This is a genomic window from Staphylococcus sp. TCBT05, from assembly GCF_055179755.1.
The window spans coordinates 1,199,231-1,220,023 of the sequence record NZ_JBUQDQ010000005.1 but is presented as its reverse complement, the minus strand read 5'-3'; the positions used below and the strand labels follow the sequence as shown (position 1 = coordinate 1,220,023).

18 protein-coding genes are annotated in these 20,793 nt (G+C 32.2%); 2 read left to right on the top strand and 16 right to left on the bottom strand.

Going from position 1 to position 20,793, the window contains the following annotated elements; translation table 11 throughout:
- Nucleotides 1-436 precede the first annotated feature (436 nt).
- The 7 genes from ACY191_RS05540 to ACY191_RS05510 all read right to left on the bottom strand — a co-directional run bounded on the left by ACY191_RS05540 (nt 437) and on the right by ACY191_RS05510 (nt 8,020).
- Nucleotides 437-1,501, bottom strand: a complete 1,065-nt coding sequence (locus ACY191_RS05540) for a P-loop NTPase (protein WP_042739037.1) — start codon at nt 1,499-1,501, stop codon at nt 437-439.
- 188 nt (nt 1,502-1,689) lie between these two features.
- Nucleotides 1,690-3,135, bottom strand: a complete 1,446-nt coding sequence (locus ACY191_RS05535; RefSeq protein WP_042739038.1) for an MDR family MFS transporter — start codon at nt 3,133-3,135, stop codon at nt 1,690-1,692.
- Nucleotides 3,136-3,206: 71 nt separating this feature from the next.
- Nucleotides 3,207-3,662 (bottom strand): SepA family multidrug efflux transporter, encoded by a 456-nt coding sequence (locus ACY191_RS05530; protein WP_042739039.1) that lies wholly within the window; start codon nt 3,660-3,662, stop codon nt 3,207-3,209.
- Nucleotides 3,663-3,826: 164 nt separating this feature from the next.
- On the bottom strand, nt 3,827-5,182 hold the full coding sequence (sdrM, locus tag ACY191_RS05525) for a multidrug efflux MFS transporter SdrM (protein WP_229366922.1): 1,356 nt from the start codon (nt 5,180-5,182) through the stop codon (nt 3,827-3,829).
- Between the two features lie 333 nt (nt 5,183-5,515).
- On the bottom strand, nt 5,516-6,196 hold the full coding sequence (gene trhA / locus ACY191_RS05520; RefSeq protein WP_042739041.1) for a PAQR family membrane homeostasis protein TrhA: 681 nt from the start codon (nt 6,194-6,196) through the stop codon (nt 5,516-5,518).
- 18 nt (nt 6,197-6,214) lie between these two features.
- On the bottom strand, nt 6,215-7,402 hold the full coding sequence (locus tag ACY191_RS05515) for a UTP--glucose-1-phosphate uridylyltransferase (protein WP_463269915.1): 1,188 nt from the start codon (nt 7,400-7,402) through the stop codon (nt 6,215-6,217).
- 114 nt (nt 7,403-7,516) lie between these two features.
- On the bottom strand, nt 7,517-8,020 hold the full coding sequence (locus ACY191_RS05510; RefSeq protein ID WP_042739043.1) for a metal-dependent hydrolase: 504 nt from the start codon (nt 8,018-8,020) through the stop codon (nt 7,517-7,519).
- Between the two features lie 175 nt (nt 8,021-8,195).
- Here ACY191_RS05510 and ACY191_RS05505 point away from each other — a divergent pair, with 175 nt between their 5' ends.
- Nucleotides 8,196-8,456: a SunI/YnzG family protein gene (locus tag ACY191_RS05505; protein ID WP_042739044.1), complete on the top strand. Its 261-nt coding sequence runs from the start codon at nt 8,196-8,198 to the stop codon at nt 8,454-8,456.
- Nucleotides 8,457-8,691: 235 nt separating this feature from the next.
- Here ACY191_RS05505 and ACY191_RS05500 read toward each other — a convergent pair whose 3' ends face one another.
- Both ACY191_RS05500 and ACY191_RS05495 read right to left on the bottom strand, forming a co-directional pair.
- Nucleotides 8,692-10,017: an APC family permease gene (locus tag ACY191_RS05500; RefSeq protein ID WP_107589353.1), complete on the bottom strand. Its 1,326-nt coding sequence runs from the start codon at nt 10,015-10,017 to the stop codon at nt 8,692-8,694.
- A complete protein-coding gene (locus tag ACY191_RS05495) occupies nt 10,004-10,819 on the bottom strand; it encodes a carbon-nitrogen hydrolase family protein (protein ID WP_158266189.1) in 816 nt (271 codons plus the stop codon). The genes ACY191_RS05500 and ACY191_RS05495 overlap by 14 nt, the downstream gene beginning before the upstream one ends.
- A gap of 235 nt (nt 10,820-11,054) precedes the next feature.
- On the opposite strand from ACY191_RS05495, the gene ACY191_RS05490 reads away from it, so the two are divergent.
- On the top strand, nt 11,055-11,366 hold the full coding sequence (locus ACY191_RS05490; RefSeq protein WP_042739047.1) for a heme oxygenase: 312 nt from the start codon (nt 11,055-11,057) through the stop codon (nt 11,364-11,366).
- A gap of 705 nt (nt 11,367-12,071) precedes the next feature.
- Here ACY191_RS05490 and ACY191_RS05485 read toward each other — a convergent pair.
- The 7 genes from ACY191_RS05485 to ACY191_RS05455 form a co-directional block, all read right to left on the bottom strand.
- Nucleotides 12,072-13,445, bottom strand: coding sequence for a YjiH family protein (locus ACY191_RS05485; protein WP_042739048.1), 1,374 nt, complete (start codon nt 13,443-13,445; stop codon nt 12,072-12,074).
- 213 nt (nt 13,446-13,658) lie between these two features.
- Complete coding sequence (locus tag ACY191_RS05480; protein WP_042739049.1) at nt 13,659-14,621, bottom strand: iron chelate uptake ABC transporter family permease subunit; 963 nt, start codon at nt 14,619-14,621, stop codon at nt 13,659-13,661.
- Nucleotides 14,618-15,652: a FecCD family ABC transporter permease gene (locus ACY191_RS05475; RefSeq protein WP_107513138.1), complete on the bottom strand. Its 1,035-nt coding sequence runs from the start codon at nt 15,650-15,652 to the stop codon at nt 14,618-14,620. Before ACY191_RS05475 ends, ACY191_RS05480 begins: the two co-directional genes overlap by 4 nt.
- A gap of 12 nt (nt 15,653-15,664) precedes the next feature.
- A complete protein-coding gene (locus tag ACY191_RS05470) occupies nt 15,665-16,675 on the bottom strand; it encodes an ABC transporter substrate-binding protein (protein ID WP_042739051.1) in 1,011 nt (336 codons plus the stop codon).
- A gap of 92 nt (nt 16,676-16,767) precedes the next feature.
- Nucleotides 16,768-17,829, bottom strand: coding sequence for an alanine/ornithine racemase family PLP-dependent enzyme (locus tag ACY191_RS05465; RefSeq protein WP_229366639.1), 1,062 nt, complete (start codon nt 17,827-17,829; stop codon nt 16,768-16,770).
- Nucleotides 17,830-17,832: 3 nt separating this feature from the next.
- On the bottom strand, nt 17,833-19,590 hold the full coding sequence (locus tag ACY191_RS05460; RefSeq protein WP_463269914.1) for an IucA/IucC family protein: 1,758 nt from the start codon (nt 19,588-19,590) through the stop codon (nt 17,833-17,835).
- The gene (locus ACY191_RS05455; RefSeq protein WP_042739054.1) at nt 19,587-20,762 is read right to left on the bottom strand and encodes an MFS transporter; all 1,176 of its coding nucleotides are present in this window, start codon (nt 20,760-20,762) and stop codon (nt 19,587-19,589) included. Before ACY191_RS05455 ends, ACY191_RS05460 begins: the two co-directional genes overlap by 4 nt.
- Nucleotides 20,763-20,793 lie beyond the last annotated feature (31 nt).

Genomic DNA, 20,793 nt, shown 5'->3' with positions numbered 1-20,793 from the left:
GAACCAACGATTATCGTTGTGTTCGGAATTAACGTTGACATATTGCAATTCAGTTTTCAATGTTCATTTAAATAGTTGCTTTATTACTATATCATGTCTGTCAATATCTTGTCAATAAGAAATTAATATTTCGTAACAATCAATTAACATTACTTTAATAATATTAAACTATTATTTTGAAGTTAACAAGTATATTTTTTACACTTTTTTCAAAAAGATATTAAATAATGTTTTTGCCGTTTTTGACGACTTTTATATAATATCAAGTCTCACAATCAAAGTCAACAATTATTTTAGTGATTTATAAATTGTTTTTTTGTTGCGTTTGTAGCGCCTGTTGTCAGGTCACAAGATATAATTCTAACATCATTACAAATAAATGCAAGTAAAAAATGGAGAGAAATTAAAATAATTTCTCTCCATCCTTAAATCAGCTTTATTTAGCTGTTTTTTCAATGATTTGTTGCGCTATTGATTGATATATTTGCCCTAATTTATCATCCTCTTGATAAATTGAAGGTGCAAAATCTTTCGGATTCCATGATGGTTGTTCCAATGGTAATTGCCCTAGGAGATCTGTTTGTAGTTCTTCAGCAAGTTTTTCTCCTCCACCTGAACCAAATACATATTCTTTATTTCCAGTCTCTTTACTTTCAAAATAAGACATATTTTCAATAACGCCTAAGATTGAATGTTCAGTATGTTTCGCCATTGCTCCAGCTCTAGCAGCTACGAACGCTGCTGTTGGATGAGGTGTTGTTACAATAATTTCTTTGCTAGAAGGCAACATAGAATGGACGTCTAACGCAACATCACCAGTTCCAGGTGGTAAATCTAATAATAGATAATCTAATTCACCCCAACGCACTTCCATAAAGAAATTCGTAAGCATTTTACCTAGCATTGGACCTCGCCATATAACTGGTGCATTTTCTTCCACAAAGAATGCCATTGATATAACTTTGACCCCATGTCGTTCTACAGGAATGATTTCTTTACCTTGTACACCCGGTTTTTCATCGATGCCCATCATATCTGGAACACTAAAACCATATATATCTGCATCTACTAATCCGACTTTCTTACCTTCTCTGGCAAGTGATACTGCTAAATTAACAGCGACTGTTGATTTACCGACGCCACCTTTACCTGATGCAATCGCAATAAATTCAACTGGATTATCTTTTGACAATAAACCTTCTATTGTTTGTGGCTGATCATCATTTACGCCTCTATATGATTCAACTTTATCTGAAGGTAGTTCTTCGAATCTTATTCCTACCGTGTTCGCTCCATTTTCTTTTAAAGCTTCAACAATTGCCATTTGCAATTCTAATTGAGGTTGTCCACCTAATTGAGCAATAGCAATTTTCACACTAACATGCTCAATCTCTTCCTTTATTGAGACATCTACAATACCTTCTGACTCTTTCAATGGTACACCAATGATAGGGTCTTTGATTTCACCTACTATTGATTTAACTTGCTCGATCGTTAACACAATGCGTCCCCCTTAAAGTTACATACTTAAAATCTTTACTATATGAATAAATTAATTCTAACAAACTATACCTACATTTGTTGTTAATCGTTGTCTCCAGTATAAATATATTTTAACTAATAAAAAAGGAGTTAGCTCAATTTATTTATAATTTATAAAAATAAATGACTAACTCCTCGGCAAGAAGTCTACACTTCTCTTGTATTCACTTTTGTTTCTGCTCTATTTTCTTTTATAAAGCAAGCAATAATCAGTCCGATAAACACCAATACACTCACAACAGCAAAAGAAAGATCAACACCTGCAGCTATTGCTTGTCTCTGTATCATTGCCTGTGATTCATTGGCACTTGGATCAGGCGCAAAGTTTTTTGATCCAATTGACATTATGGTTACCATTAATGCAGTACCTAACGACCCAGCTGTGACACGTCCAAAGTTACTAATTGCTGTTCCGTGAGAAATATTTTTATTACTTAGTGAATTAATTCCTGCTGTATTCAGTGGCATCATCAATAATGAAACTGAAAACATTCTTAATGCATACACAATAATGAGATACGTATATGATGTATCCGCCTTTAAGAAACACAACATAACTGTGAAAATAGTTAATAAAGTGAAACCTGTTAAGACAAGTGGTCTAGCACCATACTTATCATAGAATTTCCCGGTAAAGATAGACATCACACCATTGATAATTGCTCCTGGCATAATCACCAGTCCTGACAATAACGCTGACAACCCTAAGGCATTTTGAACATATAATGGAATTAATAATGCTGGTCCAACCATTGATAACATTACTATCATCGATGAAATAGTTGTTAGACAGAATACTTTATTTTTAAATACAATAATATTTAATAGTGGATTACTAATGCGAATCTGTCTTCTAATAAATGCACCAATAATTACTAAACTAATTGCAAGTGATACTAACACTATTGGATTATGAAATCCTAAATTACCTGCACTACTAAATGCATAAAGCATCAAGCCGAAGCCTAAAGTAGAATATATAACTGAACGTTTATCTAATTTTGTATCTTTAGTCTCGTTATAACTTTTTAAGAAAATAGCTCCGAAAATAAATCCTAAAGACGCTACTATTACAACTACTACGAATGGCATACGCCAACTCATGGTATCAACAATCACCCCTGAAAGTGTAGGTCCAATAGCAGGAGCAAACTGTATAACTAAACCAGCTAATCCCATAGCAAATCCTCGCTCATCCTTTGGAAATAGCATAAATAATGTGAATTGCATTAATGGCATTATCACTCCTGCACCAATAGCTTGGATTACACGAGCTAACATTAATATAGGAAAAGTAGGTGCTAAAGCCGCTACAATAGAACCAATTAAAAAAATCCCCATCGCCATTAAGAATAATGGACGTGTTTTAATTTTATCCATTAAAAATGCAGTTAATGGAATCATAACACCATTGACTAGCATAAACCCTGTTACCAGCCATTGTGATGTGTTTTCAGTGATGTGAAGACCTTTCATAATATGAGGCAGAGCCGTATTTAATAAAGTCTGGTTCAATATTGCTACAAAAGCACTCACAATCATAACTGCAACAATCATATTTCTTTGTGACTTAGGTAGTGTTTGATTTTGCATATTGTCACTCCTTAATATTCAACAGAATGACGATAGCATTATCTTAACTTTGACATACTATCGTCATTTGCTTACTTTTTTTGATTTAAATTTTCACTATCGGGATAAAAGATTTCTTTGCATATAAATAATATTCCAATAATAACGACAATAACCCAAAAATCAATATTGATATAAGTATAGTGTATGTGAACAATGAAGTAGAATAACAAAGTGGTTACAGTAAATGTAATTAAGTGATAAGTTAATCCTTGAAAGTAAGGATTGTCTGGTAATTTCTTTCTAAAATAATCCATTAAATTTTCAATGATAAATAATGTGAAATAACCTAATACGATATAGCTACCATAATAAAATAAGTTATCGTAAAAGTTTTTATTATAACCGAAGTATGCTAAATGGAAATAAATCAAAATTCTACTGAGTCCATATAAACCGAAGCCTAAAAACGCTAAAAATATAGCACCTGAAATAATAAACACAGAAAGTACAATAAGCGTGGTTATCAAGTATCTTATATATTTCATTGCTTACTGTCCTCCCCTTCAAATAATAGTTCAGCTTCTTAGAACTTATTCCAAACAATAATATTAATATACTACCATTATAACAAGTAGTTACCAAATACAAAAAACAAGAGCTAAAATTCCAATATTTCAACTCTTGTTTCAACTCATCGTCTGTCATATTGCTAACTACCATTGTTATCTATGTGCGGTTTATACATGAAAGACCATAAAATAATTAAAATGAATAGAATAATACAAACTAACAATAATACATTATGAATTTGTAGGCCTATAAACAATATTGACATTGCATACACATAACCCATTATGGTTGAACCAATCGAATTCCCTAAACTCTTCGTCAATGTATAAAGTGACATCATCCGCTTCATATGTTCAGGAGATGTTTCTTCTTGAGTAATCACACTGTCTTTAGTATAAACTGTTCCAAAACTTACACCCGCAAACAACAAACTAAATGCTATAAATAGTGGGTGTTCTGTACCGACAAACACTAAAATTGAACATAGTAGCAATGATGTAAAAGCAGCCAAATATAGCATCTTTCGTGATAAGCGCATTTCAATTTTTGCTAAGGAAAAGTTTAACATTAACCAAGCAAATGATATTGGGAAAATGACAAACCCACTTTGTAACGGCGATAATTTCAATTCTTCTTGTAAATAAACTGGCATATAAAGGTTATACCCCATTAACATAATTGCATATAGAAAGTCAGTCGTAAAAACGAGTACTATCATTTTGTTAAATTCTTTAACAGGTACGAATGGCATACTGATCGATTTTTCATTTTTATATAAAATCATTGCAACGATACAGGCTACTACAAATGCAATTACATTCAAATAAATATGAGACGTATTCATAACTGCAAATAATAAAAAGAATATAAATATGTAGAAAAGTGTTAAACCTCTAATATCTAGCTTACTCTTGCGACCATTCTCAGTCGATGAGGTTTCGTTATCGAAATGGAAGGTCATCAATGCAAGTACCATTGCTAATATTGCAATTGGAATATTTACAAAAAACAACCAATGCCATGATGCAAATTCAAGTATTCCACCACCTAGTACCGGCCCAATAATACTTGAAATGCCCCAAACGCTACCAACTATCCCCATAATTTTATAGCGCAGTGGAATTTCAAATGCAAGTTTAGGAACAATTTGACATAAGGCCATCATTATTCCTGCACCCAACCCTTGTATAAATCTTGAAATAATTAATATAGTAAATGTTTCACTTAGTCCTGAAAATAAACTACCGATCGTGAAACATAACAAACCAAAAATTGTTATGTAAATCATTCTAGTACGTTCAAGTAATTCCCCAACTATTGGATTCGCAATTACAATGGCAATAAAATAAACAGCAAAAATCAATGAGATAGATGAAGTGACATTTAAATCATCCTTTATTGTCGGTAACGCTAATGACACAATAGAAGTTTCAATTGCAGACATGAACATAATTAATAATAATGCTATAACAATACCTATAGATTTTATATTCATAACATACCTCCTAACCTGATTTTATTGAATCAAGTACTTTTAAAATAAACCATTAATTTGTAAGATGTGCAATAACTAAAGGTCAAATTACACCTTTTGACCGATACAGAAATTATCGTATATTAACGGTAATACAAATAACATGCTGGCGTTTTTGCTAAATTAACATTAAAAATGGCTAACCTCGTAAAGAACGAGATTAACCTGAAATTTAATTAAATATTTAGTTACTTAACTTTGAACACTTTCAAATTTATAAGCATTCATATACAGTCATTTTCTAAGGATGAGCTTCCAAACTTGATATATTAGTTACAAAACTTTTATTCTGAATTAAATCAAGAAAATGATAGCGATAAAATGACATGCTGACGCGATGATTATAAATAAATGCCATATCATATGGAAATAAGGTCTTTCCTTTTGAGCATAGAACCAAGCGCCTCCAGTATATGCCAGTCCACCTAGGACGATAAAAGTAATAAACAACGCTGACGTTTTTATTACAATTAAAGGGGAAAATAAAATACCCATCCATCCCATAACTAAATACATCGTTAAACTTAATTTATGATTTACATATTTAGCTAAGGATTTATAAAGAATACCCCAAATTGTTATTCCCCATAATATGGCCATTGCAAGCCAACCTAACCATCCACCTACTATGATAAGAAACACAGGCGTATAAGTACCAGCAATTGCTAAAAATATCATACTATGATCAATAATTCTCATTACATATTTATGTGGTGAATCATTTTGCATTGCATGATAAATTGTTGATGCTAAAAACATCATAAAAATACTTATTAAATAGACTGACACACTTAATGTGCCTAAGAATCCATTATCAATATAACTTTGAACTGCCGCATACGGAAGTGCCAACAATACCAACATTGCACCTACACCATGTGAAATCGAATTTCCCAATTCTTCTCCAAAGGTTAAAGGTATGATGTCATTAAAAGACTTTCTCATCTTTTTATTTACTTTTATTGTATCTGCCATTTGGCATACCACCTTCTATTAAATCAAGTTCATGCTTTTCAAATCAGCAGTTGCTGTTTCGACACTATCTTTACCTTCTTTATTCTTTAAAGGTGAAAATTCTTGATTTCTATCTACTTGTAATGTAATAAAACTATTTGCGTATTTGAATATATCAAAATAAAATAATTCAAATTTTAACGTCGGTTGTTCAATGACCCCAAAATCTTCATCTAATTGCTTTAAATTCTTTATTGCAAGATGATATGGTAAATCATAGTCTACAACATCATTGATGAATAATAGTTTAAATGCATGTATGCCAATATTTGCGTTATTAAATTGATTAGCAGCAGCTTCGTCTAGTTCGGAATATTCATAGACCGTATCCTTTTGATTTACATGTACTAATCTACCCACACTTTCATTAGGTTTAGGTTGGATAGATTTCGTTGTAATTTCCTTACTGTTCTTATAAGTATAGCCAACAAATACCGGATCCAATACTTTAACTAAAACATTATCAATATTATTTAAAAAGATGTACTCAACGCCATTTTCTAACATTTCAGCTAAATAGCCAGCTTTTTTAAGGGATTTGAACACACCACCATTACCATTTGGTGTCTCTAAAATATTCCCATCAGCATCCAAGACCAGTTTACCTTCTTCAGATAATGCAACAATGTTATCCTGTTCAAAGAAATGTATATGCTCAGCATCATAGCCAAAATAACCTTGATCTTCAAAATATAATTGAGTTTCTCTATTATTTACTTTGCTCGTCATTATATACCAATCGATATAGACACCCGTTTGTTCGTGTAACGCAATAAGTTGTTTCGCCTGTAACTTAAACAAACTTACACCCTCGATTTCAAATGAACCTTTAGGTCCCTTATACCCTAAACGCGTACCTTGACCACCGGCCATTAATAAAACTGCAAACTTGCCATTTTTAATTGCATCTATTCCAATACTTTCATATTCATTTAACAATGATTCTGATAATGTATTTTTGACTTCGTATTTGACTTCATCAACTTCAGTTACATCATCTATAACTTGCTTATTCACATATAAATCTTCGTACAAATCTCGAATGTTAGATAAGTTTAATGAGTCAACCTTATTAGCTAATTGTTCCTTTTCATTTGAACTCATCATTTTTTCAAATTCAATTAAATGTGCTTGATTATACTTTTCTAACTCTTTCTTGTCTAGCATATTTTCGCTCCTTATTGACTAAAGATTATATAAAAAATATATTTTATTTACACAGTGATTTTATAAATTCTGTATTCTCACTTTATATTATAATTACAGCATATACAACTGTAATCATAATAATTTCATGATTAAATCATCAACAAATGATTTGAAAAACAAATAAAATGCACCAATTGATAAAGCACTTGCAAGAGATAAATCTATCATACCGCCCGTCTTAAATACAATCGGGAACTTCACACTTATCGGTACCGGATAAAATAATTTAACTCCTCTAGGCGTTAACATATCTAGTATAACATGTGAACACAAGCCACATACAATTGCTATTAAATAATGACTAGGTGTTTGAATAAAATATAATATCCCCGTAATAATAGATATAAACAATATAGAATGGGTAAAGGTTCGATGACCGAACATAAGTCTAATAATTAAACTCAATAATTTAAATCTTCTACCAATCTTACTTTGTGTATGACAAATATCAGGTAATAAGCTTGAAATAATAGCAAGCGTTATAATAGTAATAGATGTAAACAAATCAGTATGGTAATATTCTGTAGTTAATGCGCCTACTAATAAACCGCATGAGGCATGGGTCTTACCTGTCATATTCATCACTCCTTAATATGCTATATTTTACCATAAAAGCGCACAAAATGCGAACATACTTTCGGTTCATGTAATTAGTATAACCTAATTTAAATAAGTATCACCTAATCTCTTGAAAACGATTTCAGTATGTTGTATGATATAGCTACAAATTATTTAAAGGATGTGTTCATTTATGGCAATGACAGTTAAAAAAGACAATAATGAGGTACGAATTCAGTGGAGAGTAGCAGATATTAAAATTCCAACAAGTGAAATTACAAATATTTCACAAGATCAAAATATTCATGCAGTGCCTAAATTAGACAGAGATAAAGTATCTCGTATTGGTTCAACATTCGGTAAAACTAACCGAGTAATTATTGATACAAAAGACCATGAATACATTATTTATACGCAAAATGATCAAAAGATTTACAATGAAATAACTAAATAATCGTTTTAAACTGCCTTTAAAATAATAATTAAATTCAGCTGATGTTAATATCAGTCATTAATAAATAGACGAGATTTCGTTTTTCGAAATCTCGTCTTTTTTGAGTTCAATATATTTCAAATATGAATATAAAGAATGGAGCAGTAATTTTTATGACAAAAATTACTCCACCATTCTTCAATACATTTCACAAACTGTTGCATAATATATATCATTAATCTCTTGTCAGTTAAATCTATATTGCTAAACTTGGTGGTAATTTTGAAAAACATTTAGTCAATACAAGTAAATAGATAAATCCTATACACGTCCATGCAGAACCGAGTATTAAGGCATGTATGTCTAAACTCACAAATAGACTGATATCTAGTATGCAACCTATTGCTGGTATAAATAAGTAACTCAATTTTTTGAATCCTTCTCTTTGCTTTAATTTTATATAATAATAAGCAATTACAGAAATATTAACAAAAGCAAAAGAAATAAATGCACCAAAATTAATAAAAGAAGTAGACGTACTAATAGTCATAAACACACCTATAGTACCAATAATCCCAATAAATATAAGATTAAATATAGGGGTTTGATGTTTTTTATCCACAAAACCAAAAATACGCTTATTTAGTACTCCATCTCTTCCCATCGCATATAATATACGAGCGCCACTCGTTTGCGCTGATAAACCTGAAGCAAATTGAGCTAAGATTAATCCACTTAAAAATAAAGCTGATAAGAAATTACCTCCAACAATTTTTGCAATTTCAAATGCTGCTGATTCTGTATTATGAATTACATTGAAATTAGGAACTGTAATCGATAATACATACGCGACCGCTACAAAAATAAAGCCACCTATAATGGTTATAAGCATTATAGCTCTTGGTATCGTCTTGCTTGGATTTTTAGTTTCTTCAGCAAGTGTAGTAACCGCATCAAATCCTAAGAAAGAGTAACACGCAATTGAGGCACCAGCCAGTACAGGCGACATATGGTGACCTGCTATAGCAAATATATGACGACTTAATAGACTACCTTCACCCATACCATGTACTACATTCCATATACACAAACCTAAAAAAATTATAATCACTAATATTTGAAATAACATGATTAATAAATTCATTGAAGTCGTAGTATTAATACCAATAATATTAATTGCAGTAGTTATGATTATAAAAATAATAATCCACGACCAATTTGGCATGAATGGAAAAGCTGTCGTTAAATATTCTGCGCCTATTAACCAGATAACTAATGGTAAGAATAGATAATCCAACATTATCGTCCAACCCACCATAAATCCCAATGATGGATGTAAACTTTTAGAAACAAAAGTATATGCTGACCCAGCTGAAGGAAACACCTTTGCCATTTTCCCATAACTATAAGCAGTAAATAACATCGCAATTGTTGCAAATAAATAGGCATATGGCACATAACCACTTGTTGTTGCATACAAAGTTCCATAAGTTCCAAACACTATCATTGGAGCCATATACGCTAGACCAAACATAATAACTTGATAGAGTGATAAAGATTGCTTTAATTTACCTTGTTCCATTAATATCACACTCCCCTTTAGCATGACTTAATTGTTGATAAATATTAGGATGCAATTGATTGATATAATCTAACTGTGGATCACGTTCCGTTGTTAATTGTAAATCCAAACGTTCGACTGTTGCTTTATCATCGACTTGTAATAAACAATTGGCATTATGATCATACACTGCACTATGACCAAAAAATACTAAAGAACCATTTACTCCAAATTGATTAGCAATAGCGATAGGTACTTCATTTTCTAGCGCTCGACTAGCAAGATATATATCCTGATGTTTTTGATAAGGTGCCATATTCGCCGTAGATATAAGTATTAATTCTGCACCTTTCAATTTTAAAATTCGTGCAACTTCTGGAAATTCTAAGTCATAACAAATCATTAAGCCAAAGTTCCCGAATCTAGATGGAACAACGACAAACTCATCGCCTCGCTCAAATAACATTTGCTCGTTTGCAAATAAATGCGTCTTTCTATATTTTCCAATTATTTCCCCGTTGCAGTCTATATACACTGATGTAATATAGTAGCATTGTCTATCGACTTCAGGAAATGAAACTATCGTATCAACATGGTATTGAATACATGTTTCCATGATTTTTTGTAAAATACGTGAAGTATCTTCAATCGCTACTCGATCTAATAACTCAGTTTCTTCTATATAACCTGAAATTGATAATTCAGGAAATAGTACTAAATCTGACTGAAATTGACTCTCTGTTTTTAAAATATCGCATATGTCATTAATATTCTGCTTTAAGTCTCCTAAATTCGGCTCAAATTGAGCTAATGAAATTTTCATCAACAGATCCCCTTTGTATTAAATTAATGAACCTCATATAACTAGCAACTTCTATAAATTCCACCCTTCGTTTCGAAAAAATAAATTATTAAATTTAATTATCTGAATTTTACTACAATTCTGGTTAGTTATAAAAGAACCAGATAGAACGTTTTTAAGGTACCAGTTTATAAAAATATTTTTCAGCGAAAAGTGTTATAATAAACAGTACAAAATTAGAAAGTAGGTGCATGATATGTATGTAGTTACAAATAGAATTGATTTAAAAAAAGGCTATGCCGAAAAAATGGCACCACATTTTACCAAAGGTGGTAAAATCGAGGATTTACAAGGCTTTATCAAAATAGAGGTTTGGCAAATAGAAAATGAAGCGGATTACGATCAAATGTATGTAAATACATGGTGGGAATCTGAAGATGATTTCAAAGGTTGGTTATCAAGTGATGCCTTTAAAGAAGCACACAGCGGCAAATCAAAAAATTCAGAGGAATCACCTGTACTAGGTAATGAGGTTGTTAAGGCAACCGTACTATCGAAATTAAATTAAAGTTATGATTTAGCTTTAATTAATATATTATATGAAACAAACTAAGTGTCCTTTGGCATTTAGTTTGTTTTTTTGTACGTATAGCTGTCGTGCATATCGTTTTTTAAGTAGCGTTTAAGTGTTGAGAAAATGTCTAATCTATATTTGTAATATCGGATACGAATTAGAATTCAATTTAATATTAATATAGAACATTTAATTAATCAGTGATGAGGGTGACAATGTCTTGATTATTTTAAATCAATTGATTGCTACATCAATCTATCTTATTTCACTATTATTTGAATTTAGCTTTAAGCGATAATACATTAAGTAGTCAGTTCCATAAGTATTATTACTTTTTTATTTGAAAATGGTGCCGACTCCTGTGGGAGTAGCACATGCCGAAGACTACAGGCTGAGGCTGGGCCCACGGAAAGCGTGCACCTTATTTTCAATTAACAATAAAATGATGACAATAGAACCTATCTTATCCACTATTATTTGAATTTAGCTTTAAGCGATAATACATTAAGTAGTCAGTTCCATAAGTATTATTACTTTTTTATTTGAAAATGGTGCCGACTCCTGTGGGAGTAGCACATGCCGAAGACTACAGGCTGAGGCTGGACCCACGGAAAGCGTGTACCATATTTTCAATTAACAATAAAAAAACTGTCGATAAGATCAAATCTTAATCGACAGTCATACTAACTTATATCAAACTTAATTAAAATAAAGATGCGCCATTAAAGCAATAATCGGTAATGAAATAATTGTTCTTATTAAAAAGATAATAAACAATTTAAAGATACTTACTGGTATCTTCGAACCTAAAATAACACCACCAACTTCAGATAAATAAATTAATTGCGTTATACTTAAAGCACCTATTACAAATAATGTAATATTATTGCCAACCCCTTCTATCAATATAGAAGGCAAGAACATATCAGCAAAACCTATTAATACAGTTTCTGAAGCTTGAGCTGCTTCCGGAATTTGCAATAATTCCAAATACGGTACAAACGGTTTACCTATAATGGCAAACACAGAAGTATAATTCGCTATAATCGTAGCTATTGTCCCAATCGCCATAACTACTGGTAAGATAACAAACCACATATCAATTACAGTCTTAAAACCTGATTTAAAGAAAGCAATAAATCCTGGTGCCTTAATTCCTACTTCTGTAGCCATGTCAAAGCCATGTCCAAGCGCGGTTTTATTTTCAGGTAAACGCTCTGTTCTAGTCTCTTCTGATACTTCCTTTGCATATTCATCTTTAATTTTATTTAATGGCCAAATACGTGGCAAAATAAACGCACAGACTAGACAAGAAACTATAACAGTTAAATAAAAATAAAAGAAATGCTTTTCCATGTGTACCGTACTAGCAACAACAATAGCAAAAGTTAGTGACACCACACTAAATGTTGTTGAAATTACAGTTGCTTCACGTCTAGAATAGAAACCCTCTTCATACTGTCTACTCGTAATCAAGACGCCTACTGTACCATCCCCAATAAATGAAGCTAAATTATCAACTGTAGAGCGACCTGGTAATGTAAATAATGGACGCATAATCGGTCTAAATAAAGGTCCCAGTAATTCTAACAATCCATATTCCATCAGTAATGGTAAGAATAAAGCTGCAAATAGAAATACAGTTACTAAGGTAGGCAATAAACTATCGAATACTAAGCCACCCGTATCACTTGAGTAAATAACTTTACTTCCCACTTTTAAATAAGTCATCCATACAAAAATAACTGCGATAACTCTCAGTACGAGCCAAACCCAACGCACATTAAACGCATTGTTCATTAAACTATCTGGTTTTAATTTATTTTTAAATACTGTAGAACATAACACTGTCAAAATTCCTGATAATGTAATGATTACTACAATTAGTGTTGGCATTGCTCCACCTATTAAGTCCTTTAACACGCCAGCTAAAAATGCTACTGGTAACGTTTTTTGCTTTTCACCGTCAACTGTTGCTGTCACGGGAACTAAAAAAAGAATAATACCAATTAAAGACATAATTATAAATTTAAGTCGACCACGGACAATTTGCGATTTATTATATTGATTCATCAAACGACCTCCTTTTCACGTCATTTAAGTTTCGTACAAAAAACAACAGCAATAATTATAACCTATAATGTATAATTATGTAAATGTAAATTCTATGACACTTCATTTATTATTCCTATCATAAAAAAAGTTGGCCTATAAATCTACTTTTTGAGTAAATTTATAACCAACTTTATATATATTTGCTATAAAATTCCTATTACAGTTGAAAACTTATATTTTTCTCAATAAGAATAAAAAGTATGGTACACCCACTATTGCTACTACAACACCTACCGGAATATCGATTGGTGGATGAATGCCTCTTGCTAAACCATCACTAATTACTAATATTAGTGCGCCAATCAACCCCGACATAGTTGTAATATGAATATGTTTATGTCCTACCATTCGTCTAGCGATATGTGGCGCTATTAGACCTAGGAAGCTTAATCCACCAACGACTGAAATAGAAGCCCCTGCTAAAGTTACAGCTAGAAATAGTAAAATCATTTTAATCATTTTTACTTTCGTACCTAGTGCAATAGCTATATCATCACCAAGCGTTAAAATATCTAACTGATGACAGAAGTAAAATATAACAGGTAATGATAATATAAACCACGGTAATAATACATATACATTAGACATATTATGTCCATACAAGCTACCTGTTAACCACACTAATGCTGTGTTTGCATCTTGCGGGTTGCGAATTAATAGAAATTGCACAATTGCCGTACAAATCGCTCCAATTGCTAATCCAATCAATGCTAGTTTAGAACCTTGTACATTAAACTTAGAAATTAACGTAGTCAAAATTAAACTAATTACTAATGCACCTGCAAATGAGCCGAAAGGTAAAACAAATAATGGTGCTGACGGAAATAGCATTATAATTGTTACTGCAGAGAGACTTGCTCCCTTAGTTATACCAATAACATCTGGTGAAGCAAGTGGATTTCTAACAACACCCTGTATTAACGACCCCGATATCGCCAAACTACATCCGACGATTAGCGCAAGTAACATTCTCGGCGTACGATATTCATTTAATATAAAATTATCGTGTAATAGTAAGCTTTTTATAACGTTAATCGGATTAATAAATACAGCTCCAACAGAAAGCGATACAATTGACGATACAAGCAACAATATGACAACGATTGTATATTTAAAAGATAAACGTTGAATCATATACGATCCACCCCTCTAATCGTTATTGCTAAGAAATAAAGTGCGCCAATAAATGACGTCACGATACCAACTGGTGATTCAAACGGGTATGTGATTAATCTAGAAAGCACATCAGATAGTAGCAATAAATCAGCACCTATTATCATTGTTAATGGCACCATAAGCTTGTAATCTGTACGAATATAATGCTTTACAATGTGAGGGACAATTAACCCAACAAAACCAATTGGACCTGCAATTGAAACGGATGTTCCTGCAAGAACAATAACCAGCAATCCTGTAACGATTCTAATTACTTTAACATTCTGACCTAGAGCAGTAGCTAAATCTTCACCAAGTTCCATAATCGTCAATTGCCTTGAAATAATTATCGTAGCTATAAATGCCATAACTAACCAAGGTATGATACCGATTATTTGTGCCCATTTTATACTTGATAAAGATCCGACTAACCAAAACATTACCGTTGTTGTAGAATCTTCGTTAAGTAGAATTATGCCTTGCGTTAAACTTGAGAAAAACAAATGAATTGCCATACCAGCTAATGCAAGTTTAACAGGTGTCATTCCTCTAGCTGAACCTGACAATAGATAAACTGTTAATCCACCGATAAATGCCCCAATAAATGCCAACAATGTTGAGTATGCAGTTAGCGCAGGAATAATCATAGTTATTGTAACAATAACAAACGATGCACCTGCGTTAACACCAAAAATTTGTGGTGAAGCAAGTGGGTTTCTCGTCATTGCTTGCATAAGTAAACCGGCTAGACCTAACGCTGCACCTATAAAAAGACCGGCAAGCATTCTAGGCATTCTTACATTATGTATTAAAAAAGTTTGCTTTGTATCTACATGATCCCAAAAATAGTTCTTAAAATCTCCCAAACCTATGTGAGACGAGCCAACACTAAGATTAAAATAAATAATGACAAAAAGCGCACATACACTCACTAAAAAAGTGAGTGTTGTGCGTTTTGACATGTTATGATCTTTTGTGTCGGTCTGACTAACATTTGTTAATTTAGTCATTTACCATTCACCTTACTTTTGTTGTTTATCTTCTTTTTGCTTTTTAGAAATTTCTACTAATTCTTTAGCGATTTGTTCAGAAGAAATTATACCACGCGCTCTCGCCCATGTATTACGATCTACAACTGATACTCTATTATTCTTAACAGCATCTAAGTCTTGCCAAACAGGATCTTTTTCTTGAGATTTCAAGTTAGGATCATTTTCACCTTTATCCGCCATAATAAACATGCGACCAGGGTTAATGTCTGAAAGGACTTCTGAATTTAGTTGTAGGTAAGGTCCTTTAAGATATTTTGAAAGGTGATCAGTTTTTGTTTTATTTAAAGCATTATTGAAACCTAATTCTTTTAATAACTGACCTACATACGTATTATCAGGATGTGCTAACAAACCAGATTTAGCTACTACTGCAGGAAGTACCGGCTGTGATTTGTCCATCGTGATATCTTTACTGTATTTATCCATTAATTCATTATGCTCTTTTAGTCTTTCTTTACCTTTATCTTCTTTACCTACTGCTTTAGCTATTGTTTTAAATGCTTCAAGATTATCTTTATAGTCACTATCAAAACTTGGAAGCATAATTGTCGGAGCTATTTTTTCAAGATCCTTTTTAATACCTTTATGTCGATTGCTATCAGCGATGATTAAATCAGGTTTTTGGTTACTAATTTCTTCTAAGTTTGGTTGCTTACGTGCACCTACTGAAGTATAATCACCAATTTTATTTCTGATAGGTTTTAAAATTCTATTTTTATCTCCATCATCAGCAACACCGACAGGTTTAATATCTAAAGCTGCTAGTGCATCAACAAATGAAAATTCTAATGCTACAACACGTTTTGGATTCTTACCGACTTTAGTTGTCCCACCATCATTTTTAATTGATACTGTTTCCTTGTCGGATTTGTTGCTTTTAGATTTGTCAGAACCGTTATCACTCACACTACCACACGCCGCTAATAAAGCCACAGTTAATGTTAATAACAAGATTCCCATAATCTTATAGCTATGTTTCATTGTCTTCACTCCTTAAATATGTATCATTACATATTTATTTTATTGATAATAATTATCACTGTCAATAAGAAATTGAATGAATATTTAGTTATTTAATATTCATTCGTTTTTAGCGTGTGAAGCTGATGATTCACGCTTTGGACAACTTCATCATATATATATGTTTTAGCTAAATTAGGCATATACATACTATGAGCCAGTGCTTTATAACCGAGACTAAATTGAATTTTATCTCCCACTTGATAATGATCGTGGTTCTCTAAATCTAACATCACATGATCACTTGTTGCACCTAACACCTTAATTTGATGGTGTAATGGTTTGATTTCAGCAACATACGTATCTAAACTTCCAATATCTACAATTGCTTGTAAATAATGTTTACCTGTTGATATATTCACACGTGGTTTAATTTCTACAATCTCTGTTTCTAATATGATTGCGTCTTGATAGAGTGAGGCAATAGGTTGATTCGTCGTTGTCTCGACGCCTCTAAATAATGTTTCTCCGACTCTTAGTTCATTTATTTTTCCTAAATCTGTATAGAGCATTTGAGGTATCAAGCTAGAATTTCCACCTGATACAATTCGAAAGCGCATTTGTGTTTCCATCTCTACTGAATCTACAAATTGATTAATCATCTCGATGTCAAGATCTGTTGGAACTATAGACTGAAAGCACATAAAGTTAAATGCAAGACCAGCAATTGAAACATGATGCATCTTCATAATTTCATTAATGTAATCGACGATGTCATATGTCAAAATACCTTCACGTGCATCTTTCCAATCAACCATCAATAAAATTTTATGCTTCACTTGTTGCTTTGCAGCGATATCGTTGATACGTCGAATTGTTTCAAGTTCAGTTTGAACACTAATTTCAGTGAAACGAACGATATCTTCTAATTCTTGCTGGTTACCTGTGCGAATCATTGTATAACTTATATCCTCATCGACAGTCTTCGTTATATTATCAATTCTCGCATCCGCAAAATGAGTGATGCCTACATCCTTTAATGTTTCAACTATTCGTCTATCGCCACCCACACATTTAATTACTGGTGTAAACTGAATGTTATGACTTGTGAATATTGACTGCAATACACTCGCATTATATTGAATTTTTGATAGATTGATTTTTACTTGTGCCATTTTTTACACCTCTTTATAGATCGGGTTCGTTAAGTCTATAGTGACATATTGTTTAACCTTGCTCTCCATTCTCATACGTAGTAATGATTTTACCGTTATTGTTTTTCCAAATAATACCTCTTTCAACACTTGAGCATGTGCTTTATTAGGATCAATTGCTGCATAAACGATATCACTGACGATACTGTATAAGTTCTCTTCTTCGACTTGCTCATAATTTGAAAAGTGATGTATAAATTCTGCGATTTGATTTTGAATTACAGCATGTTGGAATTTAGCAATTACCGCTTCAATGTTTTCAGCAATTAAACTGGTATTTGTAATATCAATACCCGGTTTAATACGCTGTAATGTAGCAAGGTCAATTCGTGAACCACCTAGGTCTCTAACTATAAATTTCATTTGATAATCAGGTCCAAGATTAACAATTGTATTTTGCATATGGGCTTCTAACGCAATACCATAATCTTGAATATAAGCGATAAGTGGTTCTATTAATGATTTAGCATAGTATTTCATGAATTTTTCAATTGAAGTTACTGTCAATCCTTCACCTAACCAATCCAAATAACTGTCGACTATTACACTATTATCGACCGGGTTCTTGTTCACTAAACTTGCTGTTACTATTGTTGTGCCATTATCCGCTAATACAGGTTGATAACGTACAATACACCCTAAATGTCTTGCGATATCAGGATCCGTCTTTGCATGAATACCATAAGGTTCCATTGAAACTTGGAGTTGTGGATATATATCTAACATATCTTGTAATTCATAACTTAACTTGGGACCATCTACTGTAGTCACAGGTGACACAGTTCTCACAGCGCTTGTAGCTTGGACATTGATTGGCAGTTTAATATGAAATGGTTTGTGAACAAGTTCCATTGTTCTAAATGATAACGTCGCTTTAGATTCAATTTCAAATGGTGTTGGTAATAATTGTCTAGCTTTTATCCATTCAGAAAATTGTTTGACGATAACATTTTCATATTGCCACGGATGAACAAGCAATACATTATAATCATTTAATTCTAATTGGTATGGCTCTAAAAATGCTTTCAATTTATAACGATATTCAGGAATAATAAAATCCAATATAAATTGTTCATCATTTTCCATTGATGTTGTAACACTATCATCTTTATGGATTAACATGACTTTCAATGGAATGATTTTCTCAAATTCTGGCGCATATCGTTTAACTTCATCCTCAGTTAAGGGTAACTTTGTCTTTGATAATGGATGTGTTGGATGACCTTCAACCACTAAACTTTCAGAATAACTTAAATCATTCATCTGACCTGAATCTGTCATATGTTGGATCCATGAGAAAAAATTAATCGTTTCTGGCATCCTTGAGAATTTTAACGTTGCATCAATCAATGATTGCCTATTACAAAAATGTTCATATGTCAGAACAAAGCCATCACGGCAAGATATTAATTCCTGAGTTAACCTTTCACTTATAGGAATATCGAACTTACTGTCTAAAATTTCGATTAATTGTTCTATCGAATCAACTTCATAAGCTTCTTCACCTTTTAAATAACTCAAAGGTCCTTTAAAATCATAGCGCGCCATCGCACTTTTACGAATTTTATTAACTTTTAATAATTGTCCTTTATATTGTAATTCAATTAAACCCTGATATTCATTGACTCGCATTCCATCAGGAAAAATTTGTTCTTTAAGAATCGCATTGATAATACGATATTGCACATTTTTATCTGCACATTTCCATGTTTGATGCTTCATACGACTTTGCCTCCGTCTTTCCTTTGTCTGTTAACAATACCGAATAATAATGAAATAACTAAAGTGCATATACCCATAGCAACAAATGTTTCAACAACCCCTATTAATTCAGCTGCAAAACTCATTAACATTGCTCCTAAAGGAATCATGCCTCTATCCATCATAATTACACTTAATATCTTACCTCTATGTTGCGCTTCCACCTTGTGTTGGAAATAGATTCTATTCGTAGTTCGTGCCCATTGACTAAACAAACCAATAAAGAATATTGCAGTAAATAGTAACAACGTATTACTTGTTATCGTACCTAAAAGCGATACGCCAAATAATGCCGAACTTAAATAATACATTTTTACCATAGAAATTTTCTCTAAAATATTCGGTAAAATCATAGTTGCTATAATGCCACCGATTGCACAACAAGTCATTGCACTACCAAATATTGCGACTTGATTTGGAAATGTTTTATCGGTTAACACTGGTAATAGTGTCGTATATGAAAAGCCTGTTGCCATAATTAATAGTGATGTAATAAAGATACGTGCTCCTACATTATTTTCTTTAAAATAATCAACTACATACTTGAAACTTACTTCTGTATCTACCTTATCAATCTTATGTGTATTAAACGATAATGGTAAACAGAGTAGTAATGAAATAAAGTAACATAGTGCCTGTAATGCAAAACTTATTTCTGAATTATATGTAGCAACAACAAATCCAGCAATTGCCGGACCAATTGATCGACAAATGTTTATTATAAATGAGTGATATGACACAGCTTGTGTCGTTGTTAACCTGTCTGTTAAATCAGGTAATACTGCTTGTCTAACTGGTGTTTCAATTGCACTCATAATGCCTCTTCCTAATGCATAAATTAAGAACACAATTATTGGTAACTTCTTACTTTGAAACGTTAAAATACAAAGTATAGTAGTTAATATAAAGGAAGCTGATATTGAAATTCGTAACAGGTTGCCCCTGTTACATCTATCAGCTAGTGCTCCAGCCCATACACTTATTAATAAGATAGGTACTAACCGGAAAAAATTAATTAAACCTAAGTAAATCGCATTGTGATAAATACTGAATACATACCAATTTAATGTAATTTGTCCAATCCAGTTTCCTAAAAATAATAAGAAAGAACTTGGAAAAAAATACTTCGCCATGAAATTTCACCCGTCTTTTTAATTGATAATA